Annotated in this window: 29 protein-coding genes; 8 read left to right on the forward strand and 21 right to left on the reverse strand. The window is 36.4% G+C overall.

Features of this window, described 5'->3' with window-relative positions:
• Positions 1-16: 16 nt before the first annotated feature.
• The 11 genes from BCR24_RS11635 to BCR24_RS11680 all read right to left on the reverse strand — a co-directional run bounded on the left by BCR24_RS11635 (position 17) and on the right by BCR24_RS11680 (position 10,660).
• Positions 17-904, reverse strand: coding sequence for a PhzF family phenazine biosynthesis isomerase (locus BCR24_RS11635; RefSeq protein WP_069640692.1), 888 nt, complete (start codon positions 902-904; stop codon positions 17-19).
• Between the two features lie 115 nt (positions 905-1,019).
• A complete protein-coding gene (tuf, locus tag BCR24_RS11640) occupies positions 1,020-2,207 on the reverse strand; it encodes an elongation factor Tu (protein WP_069640693.1) in 1,188 nt (395 codons plus the stop codon).
• Between the two features lie 176 nt (positions 2,208-2,383).
• On the reverse strand, positions 2,384-2,557 hold the full coding sequence (locus BCR24_RS16910; RefSeq protein WP_167351680.1) for a hypothetical protein: 174 nt from the start codon (positions 2,555-2,557) through the stop codon (positions 2,384-2,386).
• Between the two features lie 13 nt (positions 2,558-2,570).
• On the reverse strand, positions 2,571-2,927 hold the full coding sequence (locus tag BCR24_RS11645) for a hypothetical protein (protein ID WP_069640694.1): 357 nt from the start codon (positions 2,925-2,927) through the stop codon (positions 2,571-2,573).
• Positions 2,928-3,258: 331 nt separating this feature from the next.
• On the reverse strand, positions 3,259-5,253 hold the full coding sequence (gene nagE / locus BCR24_RS11650; protein WP_069640695.1) for an N-acetylglucosamine-specific PTS transporter subunit IIBC: 1,995 nt from the start codon (positions 5,251-5,253) through the stop codon (positions 3,259-3,261).
• 21 nt (positions 5,254-5,274) lie between these two features.
• On the reverse strand, positions 5,275-6,108 hold the full coding sequence (locus BCR24_RS11655) for a PRD domain-containing protein (RefSeq protein WP_069640696.1): 834 nt from the start codon (positions 6,106-6,108) through the stop codon (positions 5,275-5,277).
• Between the two features lie 288 nt (positions 6,109-6,396).
• Positions 6,397-7,023, reverse strand: a complete 627-nt coding sequence (gene rpoE, locus BCR24_RS11660; protein WP_069640697.1) for a DNA-directed RNA polymerase subunit delta — start codon at positions 7,021-7,023, stop codon at positions 6,397-6,399.
• A gap of 75 nt (positions 7,024-7,098) precedes the next feature.
• The gene (locus BCR24_RS11665; RefSeq protein ID WP_069640698.1) at positions 7,099-7,533 is read right to left on the reverse strand and encodes a YwiB family protein; all 435 of its coding nucleotides are present in this window, start codon (positions 7,531-7,533) and stop codon (positions 7,099-7,101) included.
• Between the two features lie 198 nt (positions 7,534-7,731).
• Positions 7,732-8,673 carry a sugar-binding transcriptional regulator gene (locus BCR24_RS11670; RefSeq protein ID WP_069640699.1) on the reverse strand — a complete coding sequence of 314 codons (942 nt, stop codon included), beginning with the start codon at positions 8,671-8,673 and terminating at the stop codon, positions 7,732-7,734.
• Positions 8,670-9,665 (reverse strand): alpha-ketoacid dehydrogenase subunit beta, encoded by a 996-nt coding sequence (locus tag BCR24_RS11675; protein ID WP_069640700.1) that lies wholly within the window; start codon positions 9,663-9,665, stop codon positions 8,670-8,672. The genes BCR24_RS11670 and BCR24_RS11675 overlap by 4 nt, the downstream gene beginning before the upstream one ends.
• Positions 9,662-10,660, reverse strand: a complete 999-nt coding sequence (locus BCR24_RS11680) for a thiamine pyrophosphate-dependent dehydrogenase E1 component subunit alpha (protein ID WP_069640701.1) — start codon at positions 10,658-10,660, stop codon at positions 9,662-9,664. Before BCR24_RS11680 ends, BCR24_RS11675 begins: the two co-directional genes overlap by 4 nt.
• Positions 10,661-10,852: 192 nt before the next feature.
• On the opposite strand from BCR24_RS11680, the gene BCR24_RS11685 reads away from it, so the two are divergent.
• The 4 genes from BCR24_RS11685 to yidA are packed head-to-tail and all read left to right on the forward strand — an operon-like array spanning position 10,853 to position 14,285.
• Entirely contained in the window at positions 10,853-11,212 is a 360-nt protein-coding gene (locus BCR24_RS11685) for a hypothetical protein (RefSeq protein WP_069640702.1), read from the forward strand.
• Entirely contained in the window at positions 11,205-12,074 is an 870-nt protein-coding gene (locus tag BCR24_RS11690; RefSeq protein ID WP_069640703.1) for a lipoate--protein ligase family protein, read from the forward strand. Before BCR24_RS11685 ends, BCR24_RS11690 begins: the two co-directional genes overlap by 8 nt.
• 4 nt (positions 12,075-12,078) lie before the next feature.
• Entirely contained in the window at positions 12,079-13,461 is a 1,383-nt protein-coding gene (locus tag BCR24_RS11695) for an HD domain-containing protein (RefSeq protein ID WP_069640704.1), read from the forward strand.
• A gap of 17 nt (positions 13,462-13,478) precedes the next feature.
• Complete coding sequence (gene yidA / locus BCR24_RS11700) at positions 13,479-14,285, forward strand: sugar-phosphatase (RefSeq protein ID WP_069640705.1); 807 nt, start codon at positions 13,479-13,481, stop codon at positions 14,283-14,285.
• A gap of 68 nt (positions 14,286-14,353) precedes the next feature.
• On the opposite strand, the gene BCR24_RS11705 is transcribed toward yidA, so the two are convergent.
• Positions 14,354-14,797: an NUDIX hydrolase gene (locus BCR24_RS11705; RefSeq protein ID WP_069640706.1), complete on the reverse strand. Its 444-nt coding sequence runs from the start codon at positions 14,795-14,797 to the stop codon at positions 14,354-14,356.
• A 174-nt stretch (positions 14,798-14,971) separates the two neighbouring features.
• On the opposite strand from BCR24_RS11705, the gene gloA reads away from it, so the two are divergent.
• Both gloA and BCR24_RS11715 read left to right on the forward strand, forming a co-directional pair.
• Positions 14,972-15,346, forward strand: a complete 375-nt coding sequence (gloA, locus tag BCR24_RS11710; RefSeq protein ID WP_069640707.1) for a lactoylglutathione lyase — start codon at positions 14,972-14,974, stop codon at positions 15,344-15,346.
• A gap of 145 nt (positions 15,347-15,491) precedes the next feature.
• Entirely contained in the window at positions 15,492-16,211 is a 720-nt protein-coding gene (locus BCR24_RS11715; protein ID WP_069640708.1) for a gamma-glutamyl-gamma-aminobutyrate hydrolase family protein, read from the forward strand.
• A gap of 63 nt (positions 16,212-16,274) precedes the next feature.
• Here the strand turns inward: BCR24_RS11715 and BCR24_RS11720 are convergent, their stop codons facing one another.
• The 4 genes from BCR24_RS11720 to BCR24_RS11735 all read right to left on the reverse strand — a co-directional run bounded on the left by BCR24_RS11720 (position 16,275) and on the right by BCR24_RS11735 (position 20,117).
• A complete protein-coding gene (locus BCR24_RS11720; RefSeq protein WP_069640709.1) occupies positions 16,275-17,099 on the reverse strand; it encodes an aldo/keto reductase in 825 nt (274 codons plus the stop codon).
• 110 nt (positions 17,100-17,209) lie between these two features.
• Positions 17,210-18,154 carry a glucosaminidase domain-containing protein gene (locus BCR24_RS11725; protein WP_069640710.1) on the reverse strand — a complete coding sequence of 315 codons (945 nt, stop codon included), beginning with the start codon at positions 18,152-18,154 and terminating at the stop codon, positions 17,210-17,212.
• A 157-nt stretch (positions 18,155-18,311) separates the two neighbouring features.
• Entirely contained in the window at positions 18,312-19,004 is a 693-nt protein-coding gene (locus BCR24_RS11730; protein ID WP_069640711.1) for a DUF6612 family protein, read from the reverse strand.
• A gap of 96 nt (positions 19,005-19,100) precedes the next feature.
• Complete coding sequence (locus tag BCR24_RS11735; protein WP_069640712.1) at positions 19,101-20,117, reverse strand: branched-chain amino acid aminotransferase; 1,017 nt, start codon at positions 20,115-20,117, stop codon at positions 19,101-19,103.
• A 140-nt stretch (positions 20,118-20,257) separates the two neighbouring features.
• Between BCR24_RS11735 and BCR24_RS11740 the strand changes: the two genes are divergently transcribed.
• Positions 20,258-21,190 carry a mechanosensitive ion channel family protein gene (locus tag BCR24_RS11740; RefSeq protein WP_069640713.1) on the forward strand — a complete coding sequence of 311 codons (933 nt, stop codon included), beginning with the start codon at positions 20,258-20,260 and terminating at the stop codon, positions 21,188-21,190.
• 88 nt (positions 21,191-21,278) lie between these two features.
• Here the strand turns inward: BCR24_RS11740 and BCR24_RS11745 are convergent, their stop codons facing one another.
• From BCR24_RS11745 to BCR24_RS11755, 3 genes are all read right to left on the reverse strand, one after another.
• A complete protein-coding gene (locus tag BCR24_RS11745; RefSeq protein WP_069640714.1) occupies positions 21,279-21,851 on the reverse strand; it encodes a hypothetical protein in 573 nt (190 codons plus the stop codon).
• A gap of 34 nt (positions 21,852-21,885) precedes the next feature.
• Positions 21,886-23,013 carry an N-acetyldiaminopimelate deacetylase gene (locus BCR24_RS11750; RefSeq protein WP_069640715.1) on the reverse strand — a complete coding sequence of 376 codons (1,128 nt, stop codon included), beginning with the start codon at positions 23,011-23,013 and terminating at the stop codon, positions 21,886-21,888.
• Between the two features lie 112 nt (positions 23,014-23,125).
• On the reverse strand, positions 23,126-23,566 hold the full coding sequence (locus BCR24_RS11755) for a flavodoxin domain-containing protein (protein ID WP_069640716.1): 441 nt from the start codon (positions 23,564-23,566) through the stop codon (positions 23,126-23,128).
• A gap of 133 nt (positions 23,567-23,699) precedes the next feature.
• Here BCR24_RS11755 and BCR24_RS11760 point away from each other — a divergent pair, with 133 nt between their 5' ends.
• A complete protein-coding gene (locus BCR24_RS11760; protein WP_069640717.1) occupies positions 23,700-24,164 on the forward strand; it encodes a MarR family winged helix-turn-helix transcriptional regulator in 465 nt (154 codons plus the stop codon).
• Between the two features lie 280 nt (positions 24,165-24,444).
• Here the strand turns inward: BCR24_RS11760 and dapD are convergent, their stop codons facing one another.
• The gene (dapD, locus tag BCR24_RS11765; RefSeq protein WP_069640718.1) at positions 24,445-25,146 is read right to left on the reverse strand and encodes a 2,3,4,5-tetrahydropyridine-2,6-dicarboxylate N-acetyltransferase; all 702 of its coding nucleotides are present in this window, start codon (positions 25,144-25,146) and stop codon (positions 24,445-24,447) included.
• A 96-nt stretch (positions 25,147-25,242) separates the two neighbouring features.
• Positions 25,243-25,740, reverse strand: a complete 498-nt coding sequence (gene cbpB / locus BCR24_RS11770; protein WP_069640719.1) for a cyclic-di-AMP-binding protein CbpB — start codon at positions 25,738-25,740, stop codon at positions 25,243-25,245.
• Positions 25,741-25,769 lie beyond the last annotated feature (29 nt).

A 25,769-nucleotide genomic window follows, 5' to 3' on the forward strand; every position in this document is an offset into this window, starting at 1 on the left:
AAAAAAAGAGCTGAAGTCATTCAGTTCTTTTTTGTTTTATCATCACTTCAAATGAGTGATTCAGACAAGCCGTACCAGAGATACTGATTTCGTGGTCACCATTATCAGCCTTTACAATATGAACCAAAACTTTTCCTTCTCTTTGTACATGTTGTCCTTGGTTAACCTGGATCATTTTGCTATGATCATTTTCATAAACGTGGTTCAGCAAATAAGCTCCCATGACACCTGAAGCTGTTCCTGTCACTGAGTCTTCCGTTGTCCCAGAAAAGGGCGAAGAAAAGTGTCTAGCCGTATAAACCGCTTCATCTTTTGAAACAACAGCAAAAGGATGGATTGAAGATTTAGGGATTTCCTTTAAAATATCTGGAAATACTGTAGGGTTAGGAATCATTTTATCTAAAACTTCTGGCGCAATAACAGGTACTAGTAAAGTCCATGATCCAGTATTGCCATACTGAATCGGCCAATCAGCATGAAGATCTTCTAAGTTAATACCAAGACTTTGGCATAAGGCGGAGCGATCCCCTTTAAAATCGATAAATTGCGGTTGCGCTTGTTTCATTGTGATTCTCTGCGTTTCTTCCTCATAGATGATCGGCAAAATACCTGCACCGGTTTCGATTTCTAATTGACAGCTGCCTTTTTTGTTAAATAAAGCAAAGATGGCCCCGATTGTCGCATGTCCGCAAAGTGGCGTCTCATGACCAGGAGTAAAATACCTTAATTTAATGGCTGCACGATCACTTGAGCATACAAAAACAGTTTCATTAAAACCAACTTCTCTTGCAATTTCCTGCATTTGCTCTACACTATATGAATCACCGTTCAGTACCACACCTGCTGGATTGCCTTTTCCTTGAGTATTTGTAAACGCATCTACTCTTAAAACCGTACTTTTCATTCTCCTTAACTCCCTTTTCTTTTTAACAGATAGTATATCACAAATACTAAAAGTGTACTTTCCGTTGTTAACAAAAAAAGAATCTCTGATATGTTTATCAAAGATTCTCTTTTTGCTATTTTTCAATTTCAGTTACAATACCAGACCCAACAGTACGACCACCTTCACGAATGGAGAATGTTGTTCCTTGTTCTACCGCTATCGGATGTATTAATTCAACATCGATCGTAACGTTATCTCCAGGCATGACCATTTCAACACCATCTGGCAATTCTACTACACCAGTAACATCTGTTGTACGGAAATAGAATTGCGGACGGTAATTTGTAAAGAATGGTGTATGGCGTCCCCCTTCTTCTTTCGTCAAAACATATACTTCTGCAATAAATTTTGTGTGCGGTGTAATAGACTCTGGTTTTGCGATCACTTGGCCACGTTCGATTTCATCCCGAGTGATTCCTCTTAAAAGAACGCCGACGTTGTCACCTGCTTCACCATAATCTAAGGTTTTACGGAACATTTCAATTCCTGTCACTACAGCTTTTTGCGTATCAGGTTTGATTCCGACAATTTCGATTTCATCTCCAACACTTACTTTCCCACGATCAATACGTCCAGAAGCAACAGTTCCGCGACCTGTAATAGAAAAGACATCTTCCACAGGTAATAATAGTGGTTTGTCCGTATCTCTTTCTGGTGTTGGAATATACTCGTCCACAGTATCCATTAATTGCATAATTGCATCTTCAGCCGTAGGATCTCCTTGTAAAGCTTTCAAAGCAGAGCCTTTGATGATTGGTGTATCGTCTCCAGGAAAATTATATTCATTCAGTAACTCACGCACTTCCATTTCAACTAAATCGATCAGTTCTTCATCATCAACTAAATCGATTTTGTTAAGGAAAACGATTAAATATTTTACACCTACTTGACGAGATAACAAAATATGCTCACGTGTTTGTGGCATCGGTCCATCTGTTGCTGATACGACTAAAATCGCACCATCCATTTGTGCTGCCCCTGTAATCATGTTTTTAACGTAATCCGCGTGTCCGGGTGCATCAATATGAGCATAGTGACGAGCTTGAGTTTCATATTCCACATGTGAGGTGTTGATTGTAATACCTCGCTCACGTTCTTCTGGTGCTGCATCAATACTAGCATAGTCTTGAGGGTTTGCTAGGCCTTTTTTTCCTAATACTGTGGTGATTGCAGCGGTCAATGTTGTTTTACCGTGATCGACATGACCAATCGTGCCGATATTTACATGTGGTTTACTTCTGTCATAATGTTGTTTTGCCATAATTTACAAACCTCCTATTTTCTTCTAAAGGTTTCTGAAGAATCAACATGAATTGACCTTCTCTGACCTTCATAGTGTTATTATATTCCTTTTTTTAAAATACACAACTTATTTGCTTACTAATTATAAGTAAATGAAAAAGAGCAGAATTTACTCTACTCTTTTTGATAAGACATTCAACCTGTTACTCTTTCTTTGTAAAACTGATCCATTTTTTCCTCAACTGCCTCACCGCAAAGATTGGCAAATTCGGCGGATAATCGTCTAAGCTTAATTGCATCGTCTAAAGATAAGTCTTCCGTTTGAAATTTTTGGATCAAGCCTAATAATTGTTCAGTCTTCTCCTTCATACCACTACCACCTTTATTCTCCATCAACCACTTGTTCATATACCTTTTTGTCATAAACAGTTAAAATAAACTGTTCTTTGTAAGTCTCTGTTATGGCTTTTATTGATTCTATCAAGTGAGACTCACAATCAATGTAAAGAATAATCGCTTCAAAACGATCTTTCGTCTCACTTAAAAAATGGGTTAAATCGTCAAGTGTATTGTGTTTTGTCATTGTTTCATAAGCAGGCATTTGCTTTGCACGAATAAAATTATGCGGAATTTCTCCAGGATACCCAACGATCGCAATTTTATTTCCTGTATGTTTCTTTTTTACTAAATCCCAAATCTTATCAATTTTTCTCGGATTGTTCCCTCTAATAATAATCATGTAATTTTGCTCCTTCATCTTTATCATATTTATTCAATATGACACAAAGAAACCGTATGATCATCAACTGGCACTTCTTTGTGTCCAGCCTTATTCATGCAAGATAATCTCCTCCTAAATTATAAAGTGATAAGAACTTATTCTATATTGTCAAAAAAACAGGAAAAAATGAAGGCGACGTTTGTTGTCACAATCATTTTTTATTTTTTCAAAAGGAAGTCCTTGAAACTTTAAAACATAAAACAAGTACACATTAACCATATCATAGAAAAAAAATAAAGCAATAGTACAAAAAAACTATCTGAGAATAATCTCAGATAGCCATTAATGATTATTTTACTGTTACTTTTCCAATCAAATTATTAGCAGAAACTGTTTGATTTGTTTTTGTTAAATCGTAGTTTTCTACAACATCTTGATTAGTGAAAACAACAATCAAGTCAGTTTTTTTACCAGCATTTGCTAGTGCTGCTAAATCGATTGTCGCTATTTTATCCCCTTGTCTCAGTACTTGACCTTCCTCAACGTGTAAAGTAAATGGTGCCCCTTTTAGCTCGACGGTATCTAAGCCCATGTGTAACAAAACTTCAATGCCAGAATCTGTTTGAATTCCTAAAGCATGTTTTGTTGGGAAAATACTGGTGATCTTACCTGCAACAGGTGTTGATACTTCTCCATCAGTCGGAATAACCGCAAAGCCATCACCCATCATTTTTGCTGAAAAAACATCATCTTGAACTTCTGAAATTGGAATAAGCCTTCCGTTTGCAACAGCATATAATTCCGTTTCTTTTGCAGTTACTTTTGGCGCTTCTGTTTTCACTTCAGGCTTGCTTACAGGTTCACCTGTGACCAAAGCTGCACCATTGTGTATTTTGTTCATTTCATCTGCTACGAATTGAACTTCTGTACCAACGATTACTTGAATATTTGTGCCATCAATTACTTTCACACCTGGAACGCCAGTTGCTTTGATTTTTGCTTGATCAACTTTGCTTGTGTCATTTACAGTTAAACGTAAGCGAGTTGTACAATTATCAATGGAAGTAACATTTGCATCGGCACCTAAACCTTGATAGATTTTATTTGCTAAGACTGCAAATTTGTTATCACCAGTAGTATCTAAATCAGGTGTTTCTTCGCCTTCACCTTCTTCACGTCCTGGAGTCATTAAATTGAATTTAGTGATGGCAAAACGGAACGCAAAGTAATAAATTGCCGCTACGACAACACCTTGAACAACTAACATCAATGGATGATTGGCTACTGGATTTTTTAGACTTAAGAAGAAGTCAACAAACCCTGCACTAAATGCGAACCCTGCTGTCCAATGCATAAAAGCAGAGAATGCTAAAGATAAACCAGTAAGCACAGCATGTACCACATATAACGGCCATGCAACAAACATAAATGAAAATTCTAATGGTTCAGTTACACCTGTAAAGAATGAAGCAAAACCGGCTGCTAACATTAAAGAAGCCGTTACTTTTTTCTTTTCAGGACGAGCACATTGGTAAATTGCGAATGCCCCTGCAGGTAATCCAAACATCATTACTGGGAAAAATCCAGCTTGATACATACCTGTTTGACCAATAATCGCTTTGCCTGAATCTAACGCTTGTTGTCCTGCTAAGAAATTCCCAATGTCATTGATATTGGCAACATCAAACCAAAATACTGAGTTCAAAGCATGGTGCAAGCCTGTTGGAATCAACAAACGGTTGAAGAATCCGTATAAACCAGCTCCAACAAAACCTAAACTAGAAATAGCTTCACCAAAAGCGACTAAGCCATTATAGACAACAGGCCAGATAAACAACAATACAAATGAAATTGCCAACATTGCAATAGCTGACATAATTGGAACTAAACGTTTACCACTGAAGAACGAAAGTGCCATCGGTAATTTCACATTCGAAAAGCGATTGTATATTGCCGCAGCTGTTAAACCAGCAATGATTCCAACAAATACGTTATTGCCCATACTGTTAAATGCTGGATTTACATCCGCAATGTCACTTAATCCCATAATTGCTTGCACAGAAGCTGTTCCTAACACTGTCTTCGGAACTAAATAAGCGACTAAACCAGCAAGAGCTGCTGCTCCATCTTTATCTTTTGACATCCCCAATGCTAAACCAACAGCGAATAATAATGCCAAGTTATCAAGAATAGCTAATCCACCATTCATTAAAAATGTTGTAGCCGCACTAGGACCCACTGTCCCCACGATCCAGTTTGCGATTCCTACCAATAGAGAAGCAGCTGGTAATACTGCTACAGGAAGCATTAACGAGCGTCCCATTCTTTGCATATATGCTTTCATTTTTGTCTCTCCCCTTGACTTTTATTTGATCATCTTCAACCGTTCGATATGAATGGCAAGATAACCTAATTCTTCATTTGGTACTTGATAGTGAAAATTTCTCATTAATAAAACTTGGACTTTTTTTGATACCTCATAACTTTCTGCGTATTTCTTACGCACGACATCCAAAATTTCATCATCCAATACAGCGTACTGGCTTTGCTGAAAGCGGTGAATAAACAAACGTAAATGATTAACCAGCCGCGAATAGCTCAAACTCATCTTTTCATCATGAATATTGATTCCTAATTCTTGCTCGATTAAATGAATAATTTCAGAAACAATTGTGACTTCACGAATACTTTTACTATTATCCGTGCGCCCACTACGAGCACTGTGAATATGGATTGCAATATAACCGGCTTCGTCATAGCTAAATGGAATTCCTAATGTTTGAGTCAAGTAGTCGACTGCCCATTGGGCAATCGAAAATTCTTCACTGTAAAGAATTTCAATTTCATTCAAAAGCTTATTTCTCACAATGATCTTATTTTGAATGTTCTCTGCTGCAAATGCAATATGGTCACTTAAACCAATATTGATATGTTCATTCAGCTTTTCACCAAGAATCGTTTCAGCATGTGCTATAATTTCTTCTGTGACAAAAAAATACTTTTCATCGATTTGCGATAATAAAACTTGAAGTTTTTTTAAGCCTTCTGGTTCCATTACAAACATTCGTTCCACTTGTTGCGGGAATAACAAATCATTTTTCTTCTTGTTAAAACCCACGCCTTTTCCAACTGCCACTTTTTCCTGCCCAGCGTCTATGACGAGTACAGCGTTTTGATTGAGCACCTTTTTGATTTTCATAAACATTCCTCTTCTGCAGAAGTAGATTGTCCGTTTTCTTGCTAAAGGACAACAAAAAAAGCATAGAACAATCCCGCCAAAATATGAGTATATCATATTTTAAAGAAATTCTTCCATGCCTAGTATTATCTAGTCACATGAAAACGCTATTTACTTTGTTAACAATCATAGTTTACAAAGATATAGACCATTTGTCAATGATTTTATTTTATAAAAGTTGATTGTCTAAGTCAAAAATCAGAAAATAAAAGAAAATGCTCTCAAATCGAGAACATTCCTTCTATTCAATTACTCTTCTTCAGAATATTCATCTTCATCTTCATCATCAAAGTCATCATCGACATCGTCTTCATCAATGATTGTCAAATCTTCTTCGATTCCAGGTAATTCTTCCTCTTCATCGTCTGAATCTGCTCCGATTTCTTGAAGATCAGAGTTATATGCTTTGATCTCTACATCTTCTTCATCGTCATCATCATCATAAAGAATATCGTCGTCATCGTCCGTTAATTCAGCATCTTCCGGATCATCATCATTATAGTCGATCACGTCTTCGTCATTTGCATCAATAATGAACGCATTGACTTTCTTACGCTTTCTACGACGTGGCTTATCTTCTTCATCTTCCTCTAAGCCGTGCGTTACTTCTTCATTGATAGAATCAAATGGATACCATGAGCGCAAGCCCCAACGGTTATCTCCTAGTGAGATAAAACTGCCATCAATATTTAAGTCAGTATAAAATTGTGCTAAAGAGTCACGAATTTCGCTGTCAGATTTTCCAAGATAATTTTGGATTTGGTTTACTAAATCAGAGAAGTCCATCACATCTTCACGTTGTTCTAAAATTGCGTGCGCAACTTCGATCATGGATAATTCATCTTTGTTCAACCCGTCAAATACATTAATTTCCAAACGGTACACGTCCTTTCACAGTCTACTCCTTATCATACAAAAACATCAAGAAAAAATCAATTGATTCTTGCATAATTAGGCAGTAAATTCTAGTTCTAAATGATATTCCCCTATTTTTTCGGCTTGAGAATACAAATCATAATCGATCAAAATACTACCTGCAACTGGCTGGTCCTTTAAACTAAAACGCAGATTACGCGTAAAAGTCGTGATTTGAAACAATCCATAAGGCGTTTTATAACTTGTATCCAACCTCTCTTGGTAGGCAAATTTCAAACGCATCCTCATACCACCTGAACGAATCAACTGGATTTTACCATCAGGCTCAACCTTGATCGTAACAGGGACAGGATCTCCTTCTTCTTGTTCTTCTTTATAACGAATGTATAATGTATCACCTATTTTTACGATTTGACCTTCTAGATCAAAATAAAAATTTTTCTTCTCACCTGCTTGATCGACAATAGTTTTTAATTGAATCGATACAGGTGTTCCTTGTGACAAATCCATTTGAAGCACTCTCCTTATTTTAAAAGTGTAACGGGCTTTTTCAGCTCTGTCAGAAAAATAGGGAAATAACAGAGCGGCACTTTTTGCCACAATCATATTTCTTTATTTTTCTGAGGAACTAGCTTGCAATGCTAGATATGATTAAACACAGAACAAACTCATTTGTATTTTAACTTCATACTAATGCATCAGTCAAGGTTAAACCAAGGCTTCGGCAATTGTCTGATCAATAACTAAAATAGTCAAGCAGTTTCCCAGCAATAACGGCTTGATACTTTCAGCTTTTTCTACCCCACAACCAATGACCATCACATCAGGTATTTCCATTAAATCTTCCACTTTGACACCCAACATTCGTTTGCTTATTTCATTGTTTACTGTTTTGCCATTTTTGTCAAATAAGGAGGCTACTGCATCACCTTTTACCCCAGTTTCTTTTATCACTTGTAGTTCTTCTGTCTCGATATAACCAAGACGCATCCACGTAGAGCTTTCAATAGGATTCCCTACGCCAATGATTGCAAAGTCAACATTCTTTGCTTGTGCCATCGCACGACCAACTAGTTGTGACTTGTTTAGAACATTTGCTAATTCAATACTTTCTGCTAGGGCCGGTGCATAAAAATACTGACAACGGCTATAGATTTTTTCAGCTAATCGGAAGACTAAATGATTGGTGTCAAAATACAGATGCTCACTTGAAATACCTCCTACAAGCGGACAAACATTCATCGTTGGAAATGAGCAATAGGGCATTTCATCGATCATATCTGCTAAGGTCGTTCCCCAAGACAAGCCTACACTCATATCAGCTGTCAAACGGTCTTTAAAATAATATGCAGCTGCCCGACTTACTTCCTTTTGAATGGTTTCAGATTTTTTTTGCTCATTAGTTGGTATCACAATAACGTCACTAAGTTGATATTTTCGCTCTAAGCGTAAAGCCAAAGCAACTGCATAAGCAGATTCATCTTTGATTGAAACTGAAACGATTCCAGATTCCCTTGCCTGGTGTAAAATTTTTGAAACAACAGGTCGAGAAATGCGCATTTCTTTTGCGATCATTGCTTGAGTCAAACCTTGTTCATAGTACATTGTAACGATTTTTAAGATTTTTCTGCGATCTTCACTGATTTTCATCGTTGAAGCCCCGCTTTACTAATACATTGATTTATTGCAGCAACTAATGTATCGACTTGGGGCGTTGCACGCATCTCTAATAATTTTTGAGCAGGCATAGGAACAAACTCACCACCTAAGCGAATAATTGGGCTTTTCAACTTCATAGCAATTTTTGATTCAGCAATTATTGCTGTGATTTCTGCACCAAAGCCACTATTTTTAACCGCTTCAGTTGCAACGATCACTCGTTTTGTTTTTTTAACAGAAGCTAAAATCGCTTCTTTATCAAGTGGAACTAAGGTTCTTGGATCGATAACTTCGATTGAGACCCCTTTTTCTTTTACAATCTCAGCAGCTTGTAACGCTTTATTGACCATTATTCCTGTAGCAACGATCGTCACATCATCCCCAAGGCATTTAACATCTGCTACACCAATCGGAATAGTATAAGGAGTCGCTGGAACACTTCCTACAGTTTGGTATAATAATTTGTGTTCATAAAACATCACAGGGTTATTATCTTTTATGGCGGCATGCAGCAATCCTTTTGCATCGTACGCATTACTTGGCTGAATTACTTTTAGCCCAGGTATATGAGCCATCCAATTTTCTAAACTCTGTGAGTGCTGAGCGGCTGCTCCTGTTCCTGAACCAGCTGCAGTTCGCATCACTAACGGAACTTTGGCTTTTCCGCCATACATATAATGGATTTTAGCCGCTTGATTAACCAGTTGATCCATCGCAATAGTAATAAAATCTGAGAATTGTAATTCTATTACAGGGCGCATTCCTGTCATCGCAGCTCCCACTGCAGCTCCCGCCAGTGCGCTTTCAGAAATTGGCGTATCGCGAACTCGCTGTTTTCCAAATTTTTTCTGAAGGTCTTTGGTAGCACCAAAGCCACCACCATAAATACCGATATCTTCTCCCAAAAGAAAAACATGTTCATCTTGGCTCAACGCTTCATCTAACGCTTCATTGATTGCTTGTAAATAAGAGATTATTCTCATAAGGTATCCTCCGCGTAGACATGCGTCCACAAGTCTTCAACTGTCGGTTCACTATCATGTTTCACAGAAGCAAGTAGGTCTGCAAATTCTTTTCGAATCACCTCTTCCATTTGCCGAATCTCGTTCGCTTCAATTTCTCCATTTTGAATCAGTTTTTTTTCTAATCGTACAATCGGATCATTGTTTTCTTGCCAGTCTCGGCATTCAGCTTCGGATCGGTAAAGTAATTTATCTGATTTAGAATGCCCTTTATGACGATACGTCAGTGCTTCAATCAAGGTTGGTCCACTACCGTTTCGCGCCTTTTCTACGGCTTGCGCAACAGTTCTGGAAACCTCGGTCAGATCATTACCATCGATCGTTATCCCTTCAATACCATAACTTTTACCACGTTGCGAAAGATGGTCAATATTGACCATTTGCTCAATTGAGCTGCTCATTCCATATTGGTTATTTTCAATGAGATAAATCACAGGCAACTTCCAAATAGAAGCTAAATTCAATGCTTCATGAAAACTGCCTTCATTCACAGCGCCATCGCCAGCGTAACAAAGTACTACTTGATCTGTATTTTGCATTTGGGCACTCAGCGCAGCACCGGCGGCAATTGGAAAACCAGCTCCGACAATCCCATTTGAACCAAGATTTCCTATATTCAAATCAGCGATGTGCATACTACCACCCTTGCCTTCATTCGTTCCAGTTTTTTTCCCTAACATCTCAGCAAACATACTTCTTATATCAGTTCCTTTTGCAATACAATGGCCATGATTTCGATGGGTGGAAACAATCCAATCAGTCTGTTTTAAGCTACCTGCTCCGCCAACTGCCGTAGCCTCTTGTCCGATACACAGATGCATCGTGCCATATAATTCACCTGCATCAAAAAGTTCTTGGATCATTTCTTCAAAAATTCGAATTTCCCACATTCTCTTCAAAGCTTCTGTAGCAACAATCGGTCTAGTCACTGGAATCTTGTCCACTTTTCGCTTCAACTCCTCACTCCTTTTACATTTGTTCTCTCCTGAATCATATGTAAATATTCTATAGTTTTCTTAGCTGGATAGCAAGATTTTCTCTTCAATTTTTTGATTTCCTTAAAAATTGCCTATTTCCTTGTTATTTCTATTCAGATAAGCATGATTTTTCTCATAAATCGTATATAATAGAAAATGGAGGTGGAACAAATGTTATTTCACGATGAAGAAGCGATGTTATTTTGTATGCATTGCCAAAAAGAAACACTCCATGATATTCAATATATGAATGAAATCATTTCTAGCATTGAATGTATCGAGTGCCATAATCAAATGAGCATCGATATTGATGCAATGAATCAATTTTATCATTACCTCTATGAACGCTTAGTCTCAAAACCTGGTCGCCTGACAGAAGAAGCACGGGAAGATTTCAGTAAATTTTTAGCCACCATGCCAATGAGAATTATTAGTAAGCCAATGCGTTTTACAAATGAATATAATCAAATGAATAAAGAAGTGAAGGATTACGTTTCTCGCGTAAAACAGGATGAAGAATACGATGACTAATTTAACGCAATTATTTACAACCAATACAGTCTTTTTATATGATCAGAATTGCTTAACAGCAAAAGACTACTTTTTGCCTTTTGCCTTAACAGATACCTTTACCACATTTTCTGGAATCAATCAGCAACCGTTGATCCATTTTTGGCAACTTGACCAAGCAATGATCTTGGGAATGAAAGATACACGTGTGACTGATCTGAAAAAAGGACTTATTTCTTTAAAGGAAAATGGCTATAAAACTGTGATACGTAATGCAGGTGGATTAGGCGTGATTGCTGATTCTGGTATTTTAAATGTTTCACTGATTCTGCCAAATGCTGGAAGTAAAAAAATCAGCATCGATGAAGCGTATCATTATATGTGGCATTGGATCAAACGAGCATTCGGTGACATAACCCACGATATTGAAGCCTTCGAAATAACTGATTCTTATTGTCCCGGGACGTTTGATTTGAGTATTAACGGTAAAAAGTTTGCTGGTATCGCGCAACGCCGTGTAAAAGACGGTATTGCAATCATGATTTATTTGAGTATCAATGGTAACCAACAAAAACGCGGTGAAATCGTTCGAGATTTCTATAGAATTAGCTTACAAGATGACTTCGGGAAAAATGGGTATCCTCCTGTTGATCCAACAGTTATGGCGAATTTAGAAGAGTTGCTTAACGAAAAATTAACAATCGAAGTGGTGAAAAAGCGATTGATCAACGTATTAATAGATGACACATCGGTTGTCATAGACAGTCAAGCATTACCAAAATTGCTTAAATCTGATTGCTTTACTGCCGAAATCGACAAACAATTAGAGAAAATGAAGCAGCGAAATCAATTATTAGATGAAACGATTACTAAAAAGGAGTGAAAAAATGCCAACCCTGTATAAACATCAAATTTTACCGATTGAAAAGGTTTTTAGAGATCCAGTTCACAATTATATCCACGTTCAGCATCAGGTTATTTTGGATTTAATTAATTCTGCAGAAGTACAAAGACTACGTCGGATCAAGCAATTAGGTACCTCTTCTTTTACCTTTCACGGAGCAGAACATAGCCGTTTTGCCCATTCCCTTGGCGTTTATGAAATAACGCGTCGTATTTGTGATATCTTTCAGCGGAATTATTCAGCCGAACGTTTAGGCGAAGAAGGATGGGATGATAATGAACGTCTCGTTGCTTTGTGCGCTGCCTTACTTCATGATGTTGGTCACGGGCCCTATTCGCACACATTTGAGCACATTTTCCAGACGGATCATGAAGCAATCACAGTAGAAATTATTACATCTCCTGAGACAGAAGTTTTCCAAATATTAAATCGAGTTGCAGCTGATTTTCCAGACAAAGTTGCAAGTGTTATCACAAAAAAGTATCCTAATCCGCAAGTGGTTCAAATGATTTCCAGTCAAATTGACGCCGATCGGATGGATTATTTATTACGAGATGCCTATTTTACAGGGACAGAATATGGAACGTTTGATCTAACTAGGATTTTACGCGTAATCCGACCTTATAAAGACGGATTAGCCTTTGCGATGAACGGCATGCATGCGGTAGAAGATTATATTGTCAGCCGCTACCAAATGTATGTACAGGTGTATTTCCATCCTGTTTCTCGTGGTATGGAAGTTATTTTAGATCACTTACTTCATCGAGCAAAAGAATTATATGAACAGCAGCCTGAGGATTATCAACTGCATTCTCAACTTTTAGTCCCTTTTTTTAAAGGAAACTTCTCATTACAAGAATATTTAAAGCTAGATGACGGTGTCCTGAATACTTATTTTACGCAATGGACTTCCTTGCCAGATCCAATCTTAAACGATTTAGCAAACCGGTTTTTAATACGTAAACCATTAAAATCTGCGACATTTTCTGGAAATCGTGATTCCGTGACGATCCGACATTTACAAGCATTAATCGAGAAAGTCGGTTATAATCCTAAATATTATACAGCGATCAATTCAAGTTATGATTTACCATATGATTTTTACCGTCCAGAAAAAAATAGTCATCGTACCCAGATTGAAATCATGCAAAAAGATGGCACATTGATTGAATTATCAAAAGTCAGCCACTTAGTTGCAGCTCTTGCCGGTCAAACGCAAATCGACGAACGCTTTTATTTCCCAAAAGAAATGGTCGATCCTAAAAGGCAGAATCATTATGATTTGTTTGATGATACCTACCGTGAGTTTGCGTCCTACATTCATAATGGCGCATTGGTTGAAGTTGAAGGAAAAAATAAAGAATAGGTTTACAGGAGGAAATTATGACAGTTAAATTAGTGGCAATCGATATCGATGGAACATTACTTGATTCAAACAGAAAGATCACACCGAAAGTTAAAGAAACACTGCAAAAAGCAAATGCAAATGGTATGTATATCGTGTTATGTACAGGCCGTCCTTTGCCAGGCGTGACAGAACAATTAGTAGAATTAGACTTATACGGAGACAACGATTATGTGATCACTTATAATGGTTCTTTAGTTCAAGCGACAAAGTCAAACGAAATCATCTCTCAATATACCTTAAGCTATGATGACTTTTTAGAAATTGAATTGACCGCTCGAAAAGCTGGTGTGCATTTGCATACAATTGACGATAAAGCAATTTATACGGCAAATCGAGATATTGGTAAATACACAGTGCATGAAGCTTACCTTGTTGACATGCCTTTAAAATACCGTACGGTAGAAGAAATGACACCTGAATTATCAATTATTAAAATGATGATGATTGATGAGCCTGAAGTTTTAGATAAAGCAATCAGCCAACTTTCAGCTGATTTTCTTAATAAATATACAACTGTAAAAAGTACTGATTTTTATTATGAAATTTTAAATAAAAAAGCAAGTAAAGGGAATGCTTTAGCCAAATTAGCGGAACATTTAGGTATCTCCCAAGCAGAAACAATGGCTATCGGAGACAATGAAAATGATCTGTCCATGATCGAATATGCAGGAATTGGTGTTGCTATGGGCAATGCCACAGACAGTGTAAAACGTGCAGCTGATGTTCAGACTACGAGCAATGACGAAGATGGTGTTGCAGAAATTTTATTGAAATATATATAAATCTAAGAATCGCTCATTCACAATAAGAAAATAAGCAGAGATAAAACTCAGATTGGTTTATTCTTTGCTTATTTTTTTGTCTGCCATTTTTTCACTGCCCACTTGTGGCTACCTCTTTTTAGCAAATCAATTCCTGTATCTACTTGGACCCAACTAATCGTATTTGTTTTTTCTAACGGAGCACATATTTGCCGCCAACTATCTGCAACAAAGAAATATCCTGGATTATAATAATCTGTATTTCGATGTCTGGAGTGGAAATATTCGTCGGCCTGCCCTAGGTAATGTCCAATGACTACTTCAAAGCCCAGCTCTTCGATCATTTCTCGATGAATCGCAAGTTCTTTCGTCTCACCTTGTTCAATTTCTCCGCCTGGTAAAAAGTATGCCCCATTAGGTGCTTGAACTAACACTATTTCTGTTGCATTATGTCGTGATATCACAATATAAGCACCCATTCTTTTTTTATAAGTCAGTGTTTCTGATTTTTCACCAAATGACGGTGTTTCCATAAAAACAACTCCTTTTTCGTTTAAACTAATTTTACATGAGAATTTTCTCATGAACAAGTAATATCGTATCATTTCACTCACAATTTCATTAAAGTCTATGCTACTATAAAAATATCAGCAGATTAATTGATTCATTCTGCGATAAGATTCATTTATGAAAGGAAGATGACTCATATGAAAATGGCTCACACTTGTGTTCGTGTCAAAGACTTAGAAGCGTCGCTAGAATTTTATCAAAAGGCATTCAATTTTGAAGAAAGCCGCCGCCGCGATTTTCCAGAACATAAATTTACTTTAGTTTACCTTACTTTACCAGGAGATGGTTATGAACTAGAGTTAACGTATAACTATGATCATGAAGCCTATCACTTAGGAGATGGTTATGGACATATCGCTATAAGTACGGATGAAATCGAAAAATTGCATGAAGAGCAAAAAAACGCAGGATTTACTGTTACCGATATGAAAGGCCTCCCTGGAACACCACCATCGTATTATTTTATTACAGATCCAGATGGTTATAAGATCGAAGTTATTCGCGCTCGCTAAAAGATAGATAGCTACTCGTTTTAGGTTTCCCTAATAAATGAGTAGCTGTTTTTTATTGACATTTTAATCACCAAATCATTTTTACCCTATTTTTTTAAAAAAGTGATACACTGATATTCTACATATTAATTGAGGACGTGATCAGATGACAACCACTATCGGCATAGCCGGAAACCAAATTATTCAATCCGTTGATGTTTTCAACGGTAACCATGTATCTTATACACCACAAGGATTCGTGACAGCGATACAACAAGCAGGAGGCTTACCTATGATTTTACCTATTGGAAAAGCTGAAACTGCTGCAGGATATATTTCGAAAATCGATAAATTATTATTAGCGGGCGGGCAAGATATTTCTCCTGACTTTTTTGGGGAAGAACCTCATCCAAAATTAGAAGAAACTAATCGCAATCGTGATCTTTTTGAAATAGCCTTAATCAAAGAAGCAATCAAACAGCATAAACCTATTTTCGCTGTTTGTCGAGGGATGCAGTTGATTAATATTACTTTAGGAGGAACCTTATTTCAAGATCTTTCATTATACCGTGACTGGACAGTAAAACATGGACAACAACCTACCCAACCACAATTTGCAACACACGATATTCATGTAGAAAGAGACAGTATTTTATATCAACTTTTTGGATCTAATTATCGTGTTAACTCTTATCATCATCAGGCCATCAACCAATTAGCACCCACTTTAAAAATAACAGCAAAAGCATCTGATGGTATTGTAGAAGCTGTTGAATCCGTTACAAAGGAGCAACGGATTCTAGGCGTCCAATGGCATCCTGAGCTGCGTTTTGATATAGATGCTAAGGAATTCAAACTCTTTAACTATTTTGTCAATCAATTTTAAATAATAGTAAAATAGCAGGAGAACGTTTGATACAGTTCTCTTGCTATTTTGCTTTATTCATTTTTAAAAATCAAAGTTTTCTGGATCTGGACCTAAGCGTTCATTAGTATTTAATTGATCAATTTGTTTAATATCTTCTTGCGTTAATGCAAAATCAAAAACATCAAAATTTTGCTCGATTCGATCTTGATGAACTGATTTTGGAATCACAATGATATCACTTTGCAAATGCCAACGAATGATCACTTGAGCTGCCGTTTTATTATATTTTTTGCCAATCTCAATTAAAGTTGGGTTCGCTAAAATCTTTCCTTGCCCTAAAGGAGACCAGGCTTCAACCGCAATCTTATTTGCAGCTAAAAATTTACGTAACGGTTCTTGTGTCAAAGTAGGATGAATCTCAATTTGATCAACCATTGGAACAATTTTGGCTATTGTCAATAAATCTTCAATATGATGTTCGTGAAAATTAGATACCCCAATAGCTTTTGCACGACCACTTTGATAAATTTCTTCCATCGCACGCCAAGAATCTTTATATTTACCTTCAACAGGCCAATGAATCAAATACAAATCAACATAGTCTAGTTGAAGTTTGGCTAAGCTCTCGTCAAACGCTTGTAAGGTTGATTCGTAGCCTTGATCAGCATTCCATAGCTTAGTTGTTACAAATATCTCATCTCGCGGAATTCCTGCTTGACGAATTCCTTCGCCAACACTCGCTTCATTTTTATACGCGGCAGCAGTATCGATTAAACGATAGCCTGTTTCTAAAGCCCATTTTACAGAATCGACTGCTTCATCTCCATCTTTTACTTGCCAGACACCCAATCCTAACCGTGGTATGCTAGAACCATTGGCCAATTTTTTTGTTTCTTCAAAAGACATTTGTTTCATTCCTTTCCTAAACAATTCCTACATTTATATTATACTCTTTAAAACACCCATTGGAAAACAACTGGCTTATCTCTACTGTGAGTTATAAGCTGATTATTGCATTAGTAGCGCAAAACTTTTAGCACATAAAAAAATAATTTCCTAATTAACTTCGAAACTTGTTGTATAATTCTCCATTTGTGTTTTGCGCCCAACTCAGTATTTATTATCCGCTTTATTGCATTGATTTTTACTGCAACATCTTTAATTGTTATTTCAGTAAAAACGCGCAATTTGCTTAGCACTTCTTGCTGATCAATATCATATTTTGTCAGCTGATAGACTTCGATCAAGCGGTTTAACTTTTCGTCATACTGGGCATCCGTTGCATATTTCCCAGTTAGCGATTTGGTAGCTTCTGGATAATTCTTAGTTTGACTTTTCCAGACACTTTGATAATATAAAGTGTTCCCAGTTACGCCCATTTTTAAAAGCATGGCATAGTCTTCCAAAGACTCCTTATAGGACGAATATTGGCGAAACTTTGAATCAATGGTGAACAAATTTCCTTGACCGTCGTCTTCTTGTGTTTTCATCACAACTTTGGCACCTTTATAATCTCCTTTGATTCCAAATAGATTATAATACGGTGGAATCGATAGAGCACTATTTCCTGCTTCTGATTCTAAAATTGCTTGTGCTATCATGACCGAGGCATACAAATCATGATAACTAGCTATTTTACTAGCTTGTTCTCCTATTTTATTGACAAATTCTTCAATTGATTGGCTTTTATCAGTCATCGTTTCTGAAAAATCAGATACAGTTTCTTCGCTCTTTATTATTTCATGAATATCATCAGAGATTTCTACAGACTGGGCTAAAAATCGTGCGTATTTAGATGATCGATTCTTCCTCTCACTGATCGTGTCAGTCTTTATTATTTTGATTGTTTTTAATCCTGTTCTTTCTTTCAATGTACTGCTAAGTTTTAGAGCTGGTGCAGCAATCATCAAAGTTGGCATTACTAAGCCTAAAATCATTATCAATAATACTTTATTGTTCATCCGCCTCTTCCCTTCGTGATTTTGTTCTCTAAAATAACAATACGCAATTCTTTAGCTTTTTGATCATAAAAGGTTATATGCTTTTTTTACTTTTAATGAAAAAAAAAACAACGAGTTTCGCTCGTCATTTCCTTTTAGTAGTGAAATATATGATTAATTAATCTTCTTCAGGCAATTCTATTTTCTCGATTTTATTAAAATCATCCAATTCTGAATCAATACTAATAACAACCCGTCCTTTTTTATTTTCTCCAACAATTTTGATATTTATTTCTTGGACGTTGAACGTTTTTTTATCCGCACGTATATCCATCTCAATGGTTAAGTCTTCATCGATATCAAAACCAGTAAATGAAACATTATAATATTTCTTTAATGTTTTAAATAATTTTTTATCATAACCTTCATAAACCAGATGATAATCCTCGTCCGTTGTCTCAAGATCTAATGAATCTGAAACAAGACTTAGTAATTCTAAAGGCACGCTGTAATCAATTTGCTTACTAAATTCTTTAGCATCCACTTTAGCGGTCTTTTTCCAAACCCCTGGGCGATCTTCTAAGTAAGCTTTCCCATCTTTTATAATAATTTCAAGCTCTTCCTCATCTGCATTCAATACATCAATTTGGAAACTATCATTTTTGCGGTCAACTTCAGAACTCATTTCAACAGTTGAGCTATTTTTTTGACCTAACGCATTAATTTTTACACTAAGATCCATTTCCAATGAATAGCTATCCACTTTGGCCTCCTGCGTATCCATGCGTTTAAGTACATTTTCTTTTGTAAGTGGTTTATTACAACCTGATAACACAAATAATAAAGCAACGACCAAAACAATTTTTTTCATTTTAACTCTCCAAACTCTCATATTATTAGATTTAACTATATCCCCTAACAACCATTATACTAAAGCTAATTCAAAAATACGAGAGCTTTTATAAAGTTATGCTTTTATCTTTCTGATCCAACCAGCTGGCGCAGCTATATCACCAAACTGAATGCCTGTCAGTTCATCATATAATTTTTGTGTCACTGGTCCGACTTCTTGTTCACTATAAAACACATGGAAATCTTTATACGTTTGTATCCCGCCGATTGGTGAGATCACAGCCGCAGTCCCACAAGCACCAGCTTCTTTAAATCGATCTAAATCATCAATAAAAACAACCTCCTCAACTGCTTCTAGTCCAAGATTATGTTCTGCTAAATGAAGAAGAGAGTATTTAGTAATACTTGGCAAAATAGACGGAGATAGTGGAGTAACAAAGCGATCATCTTTCGTAATACCAAAGAAATTAGCTGAACCAACCTCCTCAATTTTCGTATGCGTAATTGGATCAAGGTAGATACAATCTGAAAAGTGTCTTTCTTTTGCTTCTTCTCCTGGTAGAAAACTTGCTGCATAGTTTCCTCCAACTTTAATCGCTCCGGTTCCTTGAGGTGCTGCACGATCATAATCAGAAAATATAAAGTTTGTCGGCGTTAAACCACCTTTAAAGTAGGCTCCAACAGGCATACAAAAAACAGTAAAAAGATATTCAGGTGCTGGGCTTACTCCTATGCCTGCCCCGACACCGATTAATAACGGGCGGATATATAGTGTTCCGCCACTGCCATATGGTGGAACAAATGCTTCATTTGCTTTTACAACTTCTTCTATAGCATGAATGAATTTTTCTTCGGGTACTTCAGCCATCAATAAACGTTTAGCACTTCGATTCATTCGTTTTGAATTTTCATCAACTCTAAATAAATTGATGGAACCATCTTTACATCGATAGGCTTTTAACCCTTCAAAACATTGCTGCCCGTAGTGTAGTGCTGCCGAACCTTCATTGATATGCAACGTACTATCCTCTGTTAATTTACCATCATCCCACTGGCCATCTTTCCACATCGAAATATAGCGAAACGGGGTTTTTATATAATCAAAGCCTAAATTATCCCAATCAATTGTCATATGATCACTCCTTATTTTCAGAATATTGTAACACATTTCCAATGATTTTGTTAAGCTTTTTCCATAAAAGGTGACATCTTTTTTTAATTTCAAGTATAATGATAAAATGAATATAGATTAAAAAGAAAGTTGGGATCTCTTTGTTTATTTTCGGACAAGCACTATCCAGTTCCACCATTGAAAGTACCATGGATTCTACACTGGATATAAAAACGGTCACTGAAAAAAAAGTTAATGCTTTACAACGCTTTTGGAACGGCATCAATTGGGATCAAATTATTGCTACTTTGATTGAAAAAACAATTTATCTTTTATTTTTGATACTTCTTTTTGCCTTTTTAAATCGAGTAGGAAAGTCATTAATTGATCAAGCTTATGGAAATTACAGTAAGAAACAAACACTCAGTGAGAGTCGTTTGAAAACCTTACATACATTGATTAACAACGCTTTTCAATATACACTCTTTTTCTTTTTTGTCTATTCTTTGTTAACGGTAATCGGTGTACCTGTTGGTTCACTTCTTGCTGGAGCCGGGATCGCTGGTGTGGCTATTGGCTTAGGTGCTCAGGGTTTTATGAATGATATTATTACGGGTTTTTTCATTATTTTAGAACAACAAATGGATGTTGGCGATTATATTCGCTTGAGCGCTTTAGGTATTGAAGGAACGGTCACAGCGGTTGGACTTAGAACAACTCAAATGAAAGCTTTAGATGGGACGGTTCATTTTATTCCAAACCGAAATATCACAACCATCAGTAATCTTTCTAGATCAAATATGCAAGTCTTGATCGATGTTCGTATTATACCAGACGAAGGATATGATGCGATTATCGCTGTGATTGATCAAGTAAACGAAGAACTAAAAGAAAAATACACTGAAAGTATTCAATCGGGTCCTACAATTTTTGGAATGGTCGATCTTGGAAATGGAAACTTTGCAATTCGTACCACGATGTATGTTTTAAACGGAAAACAAGCCTTGGTCAGAGAAGAATTTTTAACACAGTATGTAAAAAAATTATCTGAAGCAAACTTCACAATTCCAAATACACCGATTACTATAAAGTAATCATTGAAAATATTCCAATCATACTAGATAAAAACAGGCAGAAACTTCACTCATTGAGCGTTGTTTCTGTCTGTTTTGGATTGGCTTATTATTCTTCAATACTTGCCAATAACTGTTCCATTGTGTCTTGATTTGTTTTTGCTTTGCTCTTGAATGTCCATGAGATACTTTGAACAAAATGTTCTTTACCTTCTAAAATATCAATATCATAGAAAAATTTAATTCCATCAACCGCTTGGTAAAACGTATAATTGGTTCCTTTAAGTCCGTTTCTAGTCACTTCTTTTTCTTGAACCTCATCAGGTTCATCGATCATCTGTTCTATAATTAATTCTTTATAGAAATCAAGGCTCTCGAAGTCCTCTTTATTTTCTCCAATGACAACATAATAAATAGTGTTTTTCATATTACTTAATGCAACGGAGGCATCTTCATGTACCTCTTCAACCTCTAATTCTTTCCAACCCTTGATTAAATCAACTGAGAACATCGCCTCTTCTATTTCAAAATATATTTTTTTATCAGTTGTTCCATCGTCATTTTTTTGACTCACTCGATCGGTTATCCCTACTTCTTTTTTTCTATTATAAAAATTAGTAGTTGAGCAACCTGTTAATAATAAACTTCCTACAATAATTCCAACGATACTACCCTTTTTCAAATTTCCAACACTCCTAAATTAAAATAGCTATCAGTTACTTATCCAATGATTTCAGAAATTTACTGATATGTGTGACTGCAAATGGAATTGCTTCTTCTTTTGGATCGAATTTTGCCGAATGTAACCCATAAGGACTATCGACTCCCAACCAAAACATCGTTCCTGGAACCTTAGATAATAAATACCCAAAATCTTCACCTGTCATGGCTACTTCTGCCACTTCAAATAAAACATCTGGCTCATTTTCCATATAGGACATGAAGTTTTCTGTTGTCTGCTGGTCGTTGATTACCGGCAGATATCCTTTTTGCTCTAAAGAAACAGCTACTTCACAATTAAAAGATTTAGCGATCCCTGCACCGATTTCCCTGATTCTAATTTGAGTCAGCTGATTCATCGCATCTGTCAACGTTCGAATCGTACCAGAAATCGTCGCTTTTCCAGCAATCACATTTGTCGCAGTTCCTGCATTGAACGTCCCAAAAGTGACTACTGCTCCTTCGATGGGGTTGACATTTCGGCTGACAATTGTTTGTGCTTGTTGCACGAAACTCATCCCTGCTATGATCATGTCATTTGATGCCTGAGGGAATGCTGCGTGGCCACCTTTTCCAGTTAAAGTAACTTGAACCTCGCAAGTTGCGGCAAAGAGTGTACCGACTTTCGTTGTAATCTTTCCTACTGGCAAATCAGGGTTGACATGAAGTCCATAAAACTCATCTGGTAACCAAGAACCAAATGCGCCAGCCTCATACATTAGCATACCTCCAGCTTCATTTTCTTCTGCTGGCTGAAAAAGGAATAGATAATTATTTTTTGGCTGATTCATCGTTAGCTGCTCCAACAATCCCAAACCGATTGTCATATGAAAATCATGCCCACATGCATGCATCGATCCTACATGTATAGATTGAAAATCAGAGACAACTTCTTCTGTTATTGGTAAGCCATCAATATCTGCACGCCATCCAATTGTTTTAGTTGGTGCAGTTCCATGCACAAATACTAAAATTCCAGTTTGCCATGTTTTCACTTCGATAAAGTCTTTCTCAATTGATGAAATGATTCTTAGCAAAAATTGTTGTGTCTTTACTTCTTCTAAGCCAATTTCTGGTATTTGATGCAGCTGTCTACGAATCTTGATCAATTGTTTTTGAATCACTACTTATCTGCCTCATTTCTATTTCTCTATGACTTATTGTTGAATAAAAACAGGTTTCTGTCAATCCTTCTTTATAATAAATTTCACAATTTTGCACTATTTTCCCAAAAATTTATATGTACTCGATAAAATTTTTAGCAAATTCACTTATTTTTTCTAAATCGATTCCTTTTAGTTTATTTTCCTCACTGATTGGAACCCATGACGGTTTATATCCACCAAAAGAAGTGATTTCAATCGATGCTTCTCTAACAGCTTTTGAAATACTATCAACAATTACTTGTTCTGTTGTTTTTGGTTTTGAATTACATAAGTAACATGCAACCGTTTTAGACAACAACTCAATTTGATTCTTCTTCAAGAAATCTCTGATTGGTTTATACATTTTATCGTTTCGGACACCAGCGCCAATAATAACATGACTAAATTCAGCTATATTTGGTTGCTGTTGCTTGATATCCAAAAGAGTGGCTCCACTTAACTCCGTACTTAAAAAATAAGCACATTCTTTAGACGCACCCGATTTTGTTCCATATACAATCAATAATTTCATATATTCTATCCTCGATTCCTCCTTTGCTTTACACAGAATACTCTGTTTGTTATGATAAAAATATTAAAATATATTTCGATTAAAAAGAATCTCGTTTAACGAGATATATTAAGCGTAAAGCGAGGAATCTAATTTGTCAAACAATCAAATTTCAAAAAATACTAATGCTATCAACCAACTTACCTCTTTATTACGAGGTTACGGTTCACGTTCTATTTTACATCAACAAGCTATCATTCAGTCTTTAGGAATCCCCACAAATGATTACATTTCAATTGACTTATTAAATGAATCAGGTCCTATGACAGCTGGTGAACTAGCTGAAAAAACTGGCTTATCTACTGGAACTATCACGGCTTTAATCGACCGATTGGAAAAAATAGGTTATGCCCAGCGAGAAAAGGACCCTAATGATCGAAGACGAGTCATTATTGTACCTACATATGAAGATAAAGAGGAAATAAAAAAAGCTTACCAGCCTTTGGATAGTGCTATGAGAAATCTAGCTCATGAGTACTCCGAAAAAGAGTTGCAATTAATGAATGAATTTTTATCAAAAGCAATCTCAGTATTAGATAGTCAGCTACAACAAAAGTGATTGATCATTGGACCTACAAGCTACTAAAGGACGTATCAAACTTTTTATGTTAAAGCACGTTTTTATTGTTGTTTCTCTTCGCTTACCTATGCTAGTAACAGTTGCTATTTTAGATAAAAATAAAGTGAGGGGGACATAACTCTTCGAGTCATATCTCACTCACTTAAAATTCGTATAAACAGCAGAAGTAGAAGTCTTCCTCCATGTTTCTGGGGTTTGAGCATTTACGTGGTATCTAGTTCATTCTTTAACCATTTAAGCAAAAAGCTGTGGTTTATTACTATAATTTGCGTAATTCTTCCATCATATTCGTTTTACTTTTCGTCTTAGCATCGATATCTTTGATTTTTGTAGCTGGCACACCAGCTACAACCGTATAAGGTGCAACATCATCAACTACAATGGCACCAGCTGCAACAACTGCGCCTTCACCAACACGAATACCTTCTAATACAACAGCATTCGCACCAATCAAAACATTGTCTTCGATGATAACTGGCTCTGCACTAGGCGGTTCGATCACACCAGCTAGGACAGTTCCTGCACCAATATGACAGTTTTTCCCAACGGTGGCACGTCCACCTAAGATAGCCCCCATATCGATCATCGTTCCTTCGCCTATCACTGCACCGATATTGATCACAGAACCCATCATGATTACAGCATTGTCACCAATTTCTACTTGATCTCTGATAATGGCGCCGGGTTCGATCCGTGCATTGACCTCTTTAATATCTAACATTGGAATAGCAGAGTTACGCGAATCGTTTTCAATCACGTAATCTATGATATTCTCCTTATTCGCTTCCAAAAATTCTTTGATTATCTTCCATTCACCAAACAAAGTGCCCGTTTTACAATTAGTAAATGCTTGAATCTCTTCTGGAAATGTTACTTCCTTGAGCTTGCCTTTTAACGTGACCTTTACTGGTGTTTTTTTCTCTGCGTTTCCAATATAGTTAATGATTTCATATGCGTCCATAACATAACTCCCTTCAAATTAAGTAACAATGGTGCTACTTATAAGGTATTAGCTTATCAAAAAATCAAAGAAAAGTGAATAGTTATTTATCAATATTTAGATCACTTTCATTTCTATAGATTCATCATCTGATTTTGGTAAGATGATATTTTTTCTTTCTAATTCATGAGCCATGTGATTAATCGCTTTTAATAATTCTTTGCGCGTGATGATTCCTTTAAAACATTGATTATCATCTACAACAGGAAGAAACGCAGCATCTACAAGCAAATGTAGAACATCTTCCAATTCCCATTCTTCCCCGATGATCGGGACGTTGACTTCCATAACATCAGCCACTGTAAAATCTTTTAATTTATCGAAATCAACCGATGTGATATCAAACATTTTATCCACAACATCAGATAAACTGATCAATCCCACAAAACGATCGCCTTTATCTAAAACAGGGATTTTTGAATATTTCACTTGAGATAATACCAATAGAGCGTGACTTAGCGGATTCAAACACATGACGTTTGCAACATTTTCCGCAGGGATCAAAAAGGTATTTTCTTTTTCTAATAATAATTCTTTTACAGCAGTTCCAATCATTGGAGTGCCTCCATTTCATTTTCTTTGCC

The organism is Enterococcus ureilyticus (genome assembly GCF_001730315.1).
Lineage (GTDB): Bacteria > Bacillota > Bacilli > Lactobacillales > Enterococcaceae > Enterococcus_L > Enterococcus_L ureilyticus.

Excerpts from the sequence above, each read along its gene's own strand:
- BCR24_RS11635 (WP_069640692.1), bottom strand. The coding sequence starts at position 904 with ATGAAAAGTACGGTTTTAAGAGTAGATGCGTTTACAAATACTCAAGGA.
- tuf (WP_069640693.1), bottom strand. The coding sequence starts at position 2,207 with ATGGCAAAACAACATTATGACAGAAGTAAACCACATGTAAATATCGGC.
- BCR24_RS16910 (WP_167351680.1), bottom strand. The coding sequence starts at position 2,557 with ATGAAGGAGAAGACTGAACAATTATTAGGCTTGATCCAAAAATTTCAA.
- BCR24_RS11645 (WP_069640694.1), bottom strand. The coding sequence starts at position 2,927 with ATGATTATTATTAGAGGGAACAATCCGAGAAAAATTGATAAGATTTGG.
- nagE (WP_069640695.1), bottom strand. The coding sequence starts at position 5,253 with ATGAAAGCATATATGCAAAGAATGGGACGCTCGTTAATGCTTCCTGTA.
- BCR24_RS11655 (WP_069640696.1), bottom strand. The coding sequence starts at position 6,108 with ATGAAAATCAAAAAGGTGCTCAATCAAAACGCTGTACTCGTCATAGAC.
- BCR24_RS11665 (WP_069640698.1), bottom strand. The coding sequence starts at position 7,533 with ATGGATTTGTCACAAGGAACACCTGTATCGATTCAATTAAAAACTATT.
- BCR24_RS11670 (WP_069640699.1), bottom strand. The coding sequence starts at position 8,673 with ATGAAAATCAGTGAAGATCGCAGAAAAATCTTAAAAATCGTTACAATG.
- BCR24_RS11675 (WP_069640700.1), bottom strand. The coding sequence starts at position 9,665 with ATGAGAATAATCTCTTATTTACAAGCAATCAATGAAGCGTTAGATGAA.
- BCR24_RS11685 (WP_069640702.1), top strand. The coding sequence starts at position 10,853 with ATGTTATTTCACGATGAAGAAGCGATGTTATTTTGTATGCATTGCCAA.
- BCR24_RS11690 (WP_069640703.1), top strand. The coding sequence starts at position 11,205 with ATGACTAATTTAACGCAATTATTTACAACCAATACAGTCTTTTTATAT.
- BCR24_RS11695 (WP_069640704.1), top strand. The coding sequence starts at position 12,079 with ATGCCAACCCTGTATAAACATCAAATTTTACCGATTGAAAAGGTTTTT.
- yidA (WP_069640705.1), top strand. The coding sequence starts at position 13,479 with ATGACAGTTAAATTAGTGGCAATCGATATCGATGGAACATTACTTGAT.
- BCR24_RS11705 (WP_069640706.1), bottom strand. The coding sequence starts at position 14,797 with ATGGAAACACCGTCATTTGGTGAAAAATCAGAAACACTGACTTATAAA.
- gloA (WP_069640707.1), top strand. The coding sequence starts at position 14,972 with ATGAAAATGGCTCACACTTGTGTTCGTGTCAAAGACTTAGAAGCGTCG.
- BCR24_RS11715 (WP_069640708.1), top strand. The coding sequence starts at position 15,492 with ATGACAACCACTATCGGCATAGCCGGAAACCAAATTATTCAATCCGTT.
- BCR24_RS11720 (WP_069640709.1), bottom strand. The coding sequence starts at position 17,099 with ATGTCTTTTGAAGAAACAAAAAAATTGGCCAATGGTTCTAGCATACCA.
- BCR24_RS11725 (WP_069640710.1), bottom strand. The coding sequence starts at position 18,154 with ATGAACAATAAAGTATTATTGATAATGATTTTAGGCTTAGTAATGCCA.
- BCR24_RS11730 (WP_069640711.1), bottom strand. The coding sequence starts at position 19,004 with ATGAAAAAAATTGTTTTGGTCGTTGCTTTATTATTTGTGTTATCAGGT.
- BCR24_RS11735 (WP_069640712.1), bottom strand. The coding sequence starts at position 20,117 with ATGACAATTGATTGGGATAATTTAGGCTTTGATTATATAAAAACCCCG.
- BCR24_RS11755 (WP_069640716.1), bottom strand. The coding sequence starts at position 23,566 with ATGAAATTATTGATTGTATATGGAACAAAATCGGGTGCGTCTAAAGAA.
- dapD (WP_069640718.1), bottom strand. The coding sequence starts at position 25,146 with ATGGACGCATATGAAATCATTAACTATATTGGAAACGCAGAGAAAAAA.
- cbpB (WP_069640719.1), bottom strand. The coding sequence starts at position 25,740 with ATGATTGGAACTGCTGTAAAAGAATTATTATTAGAAAAAGAAAATACC.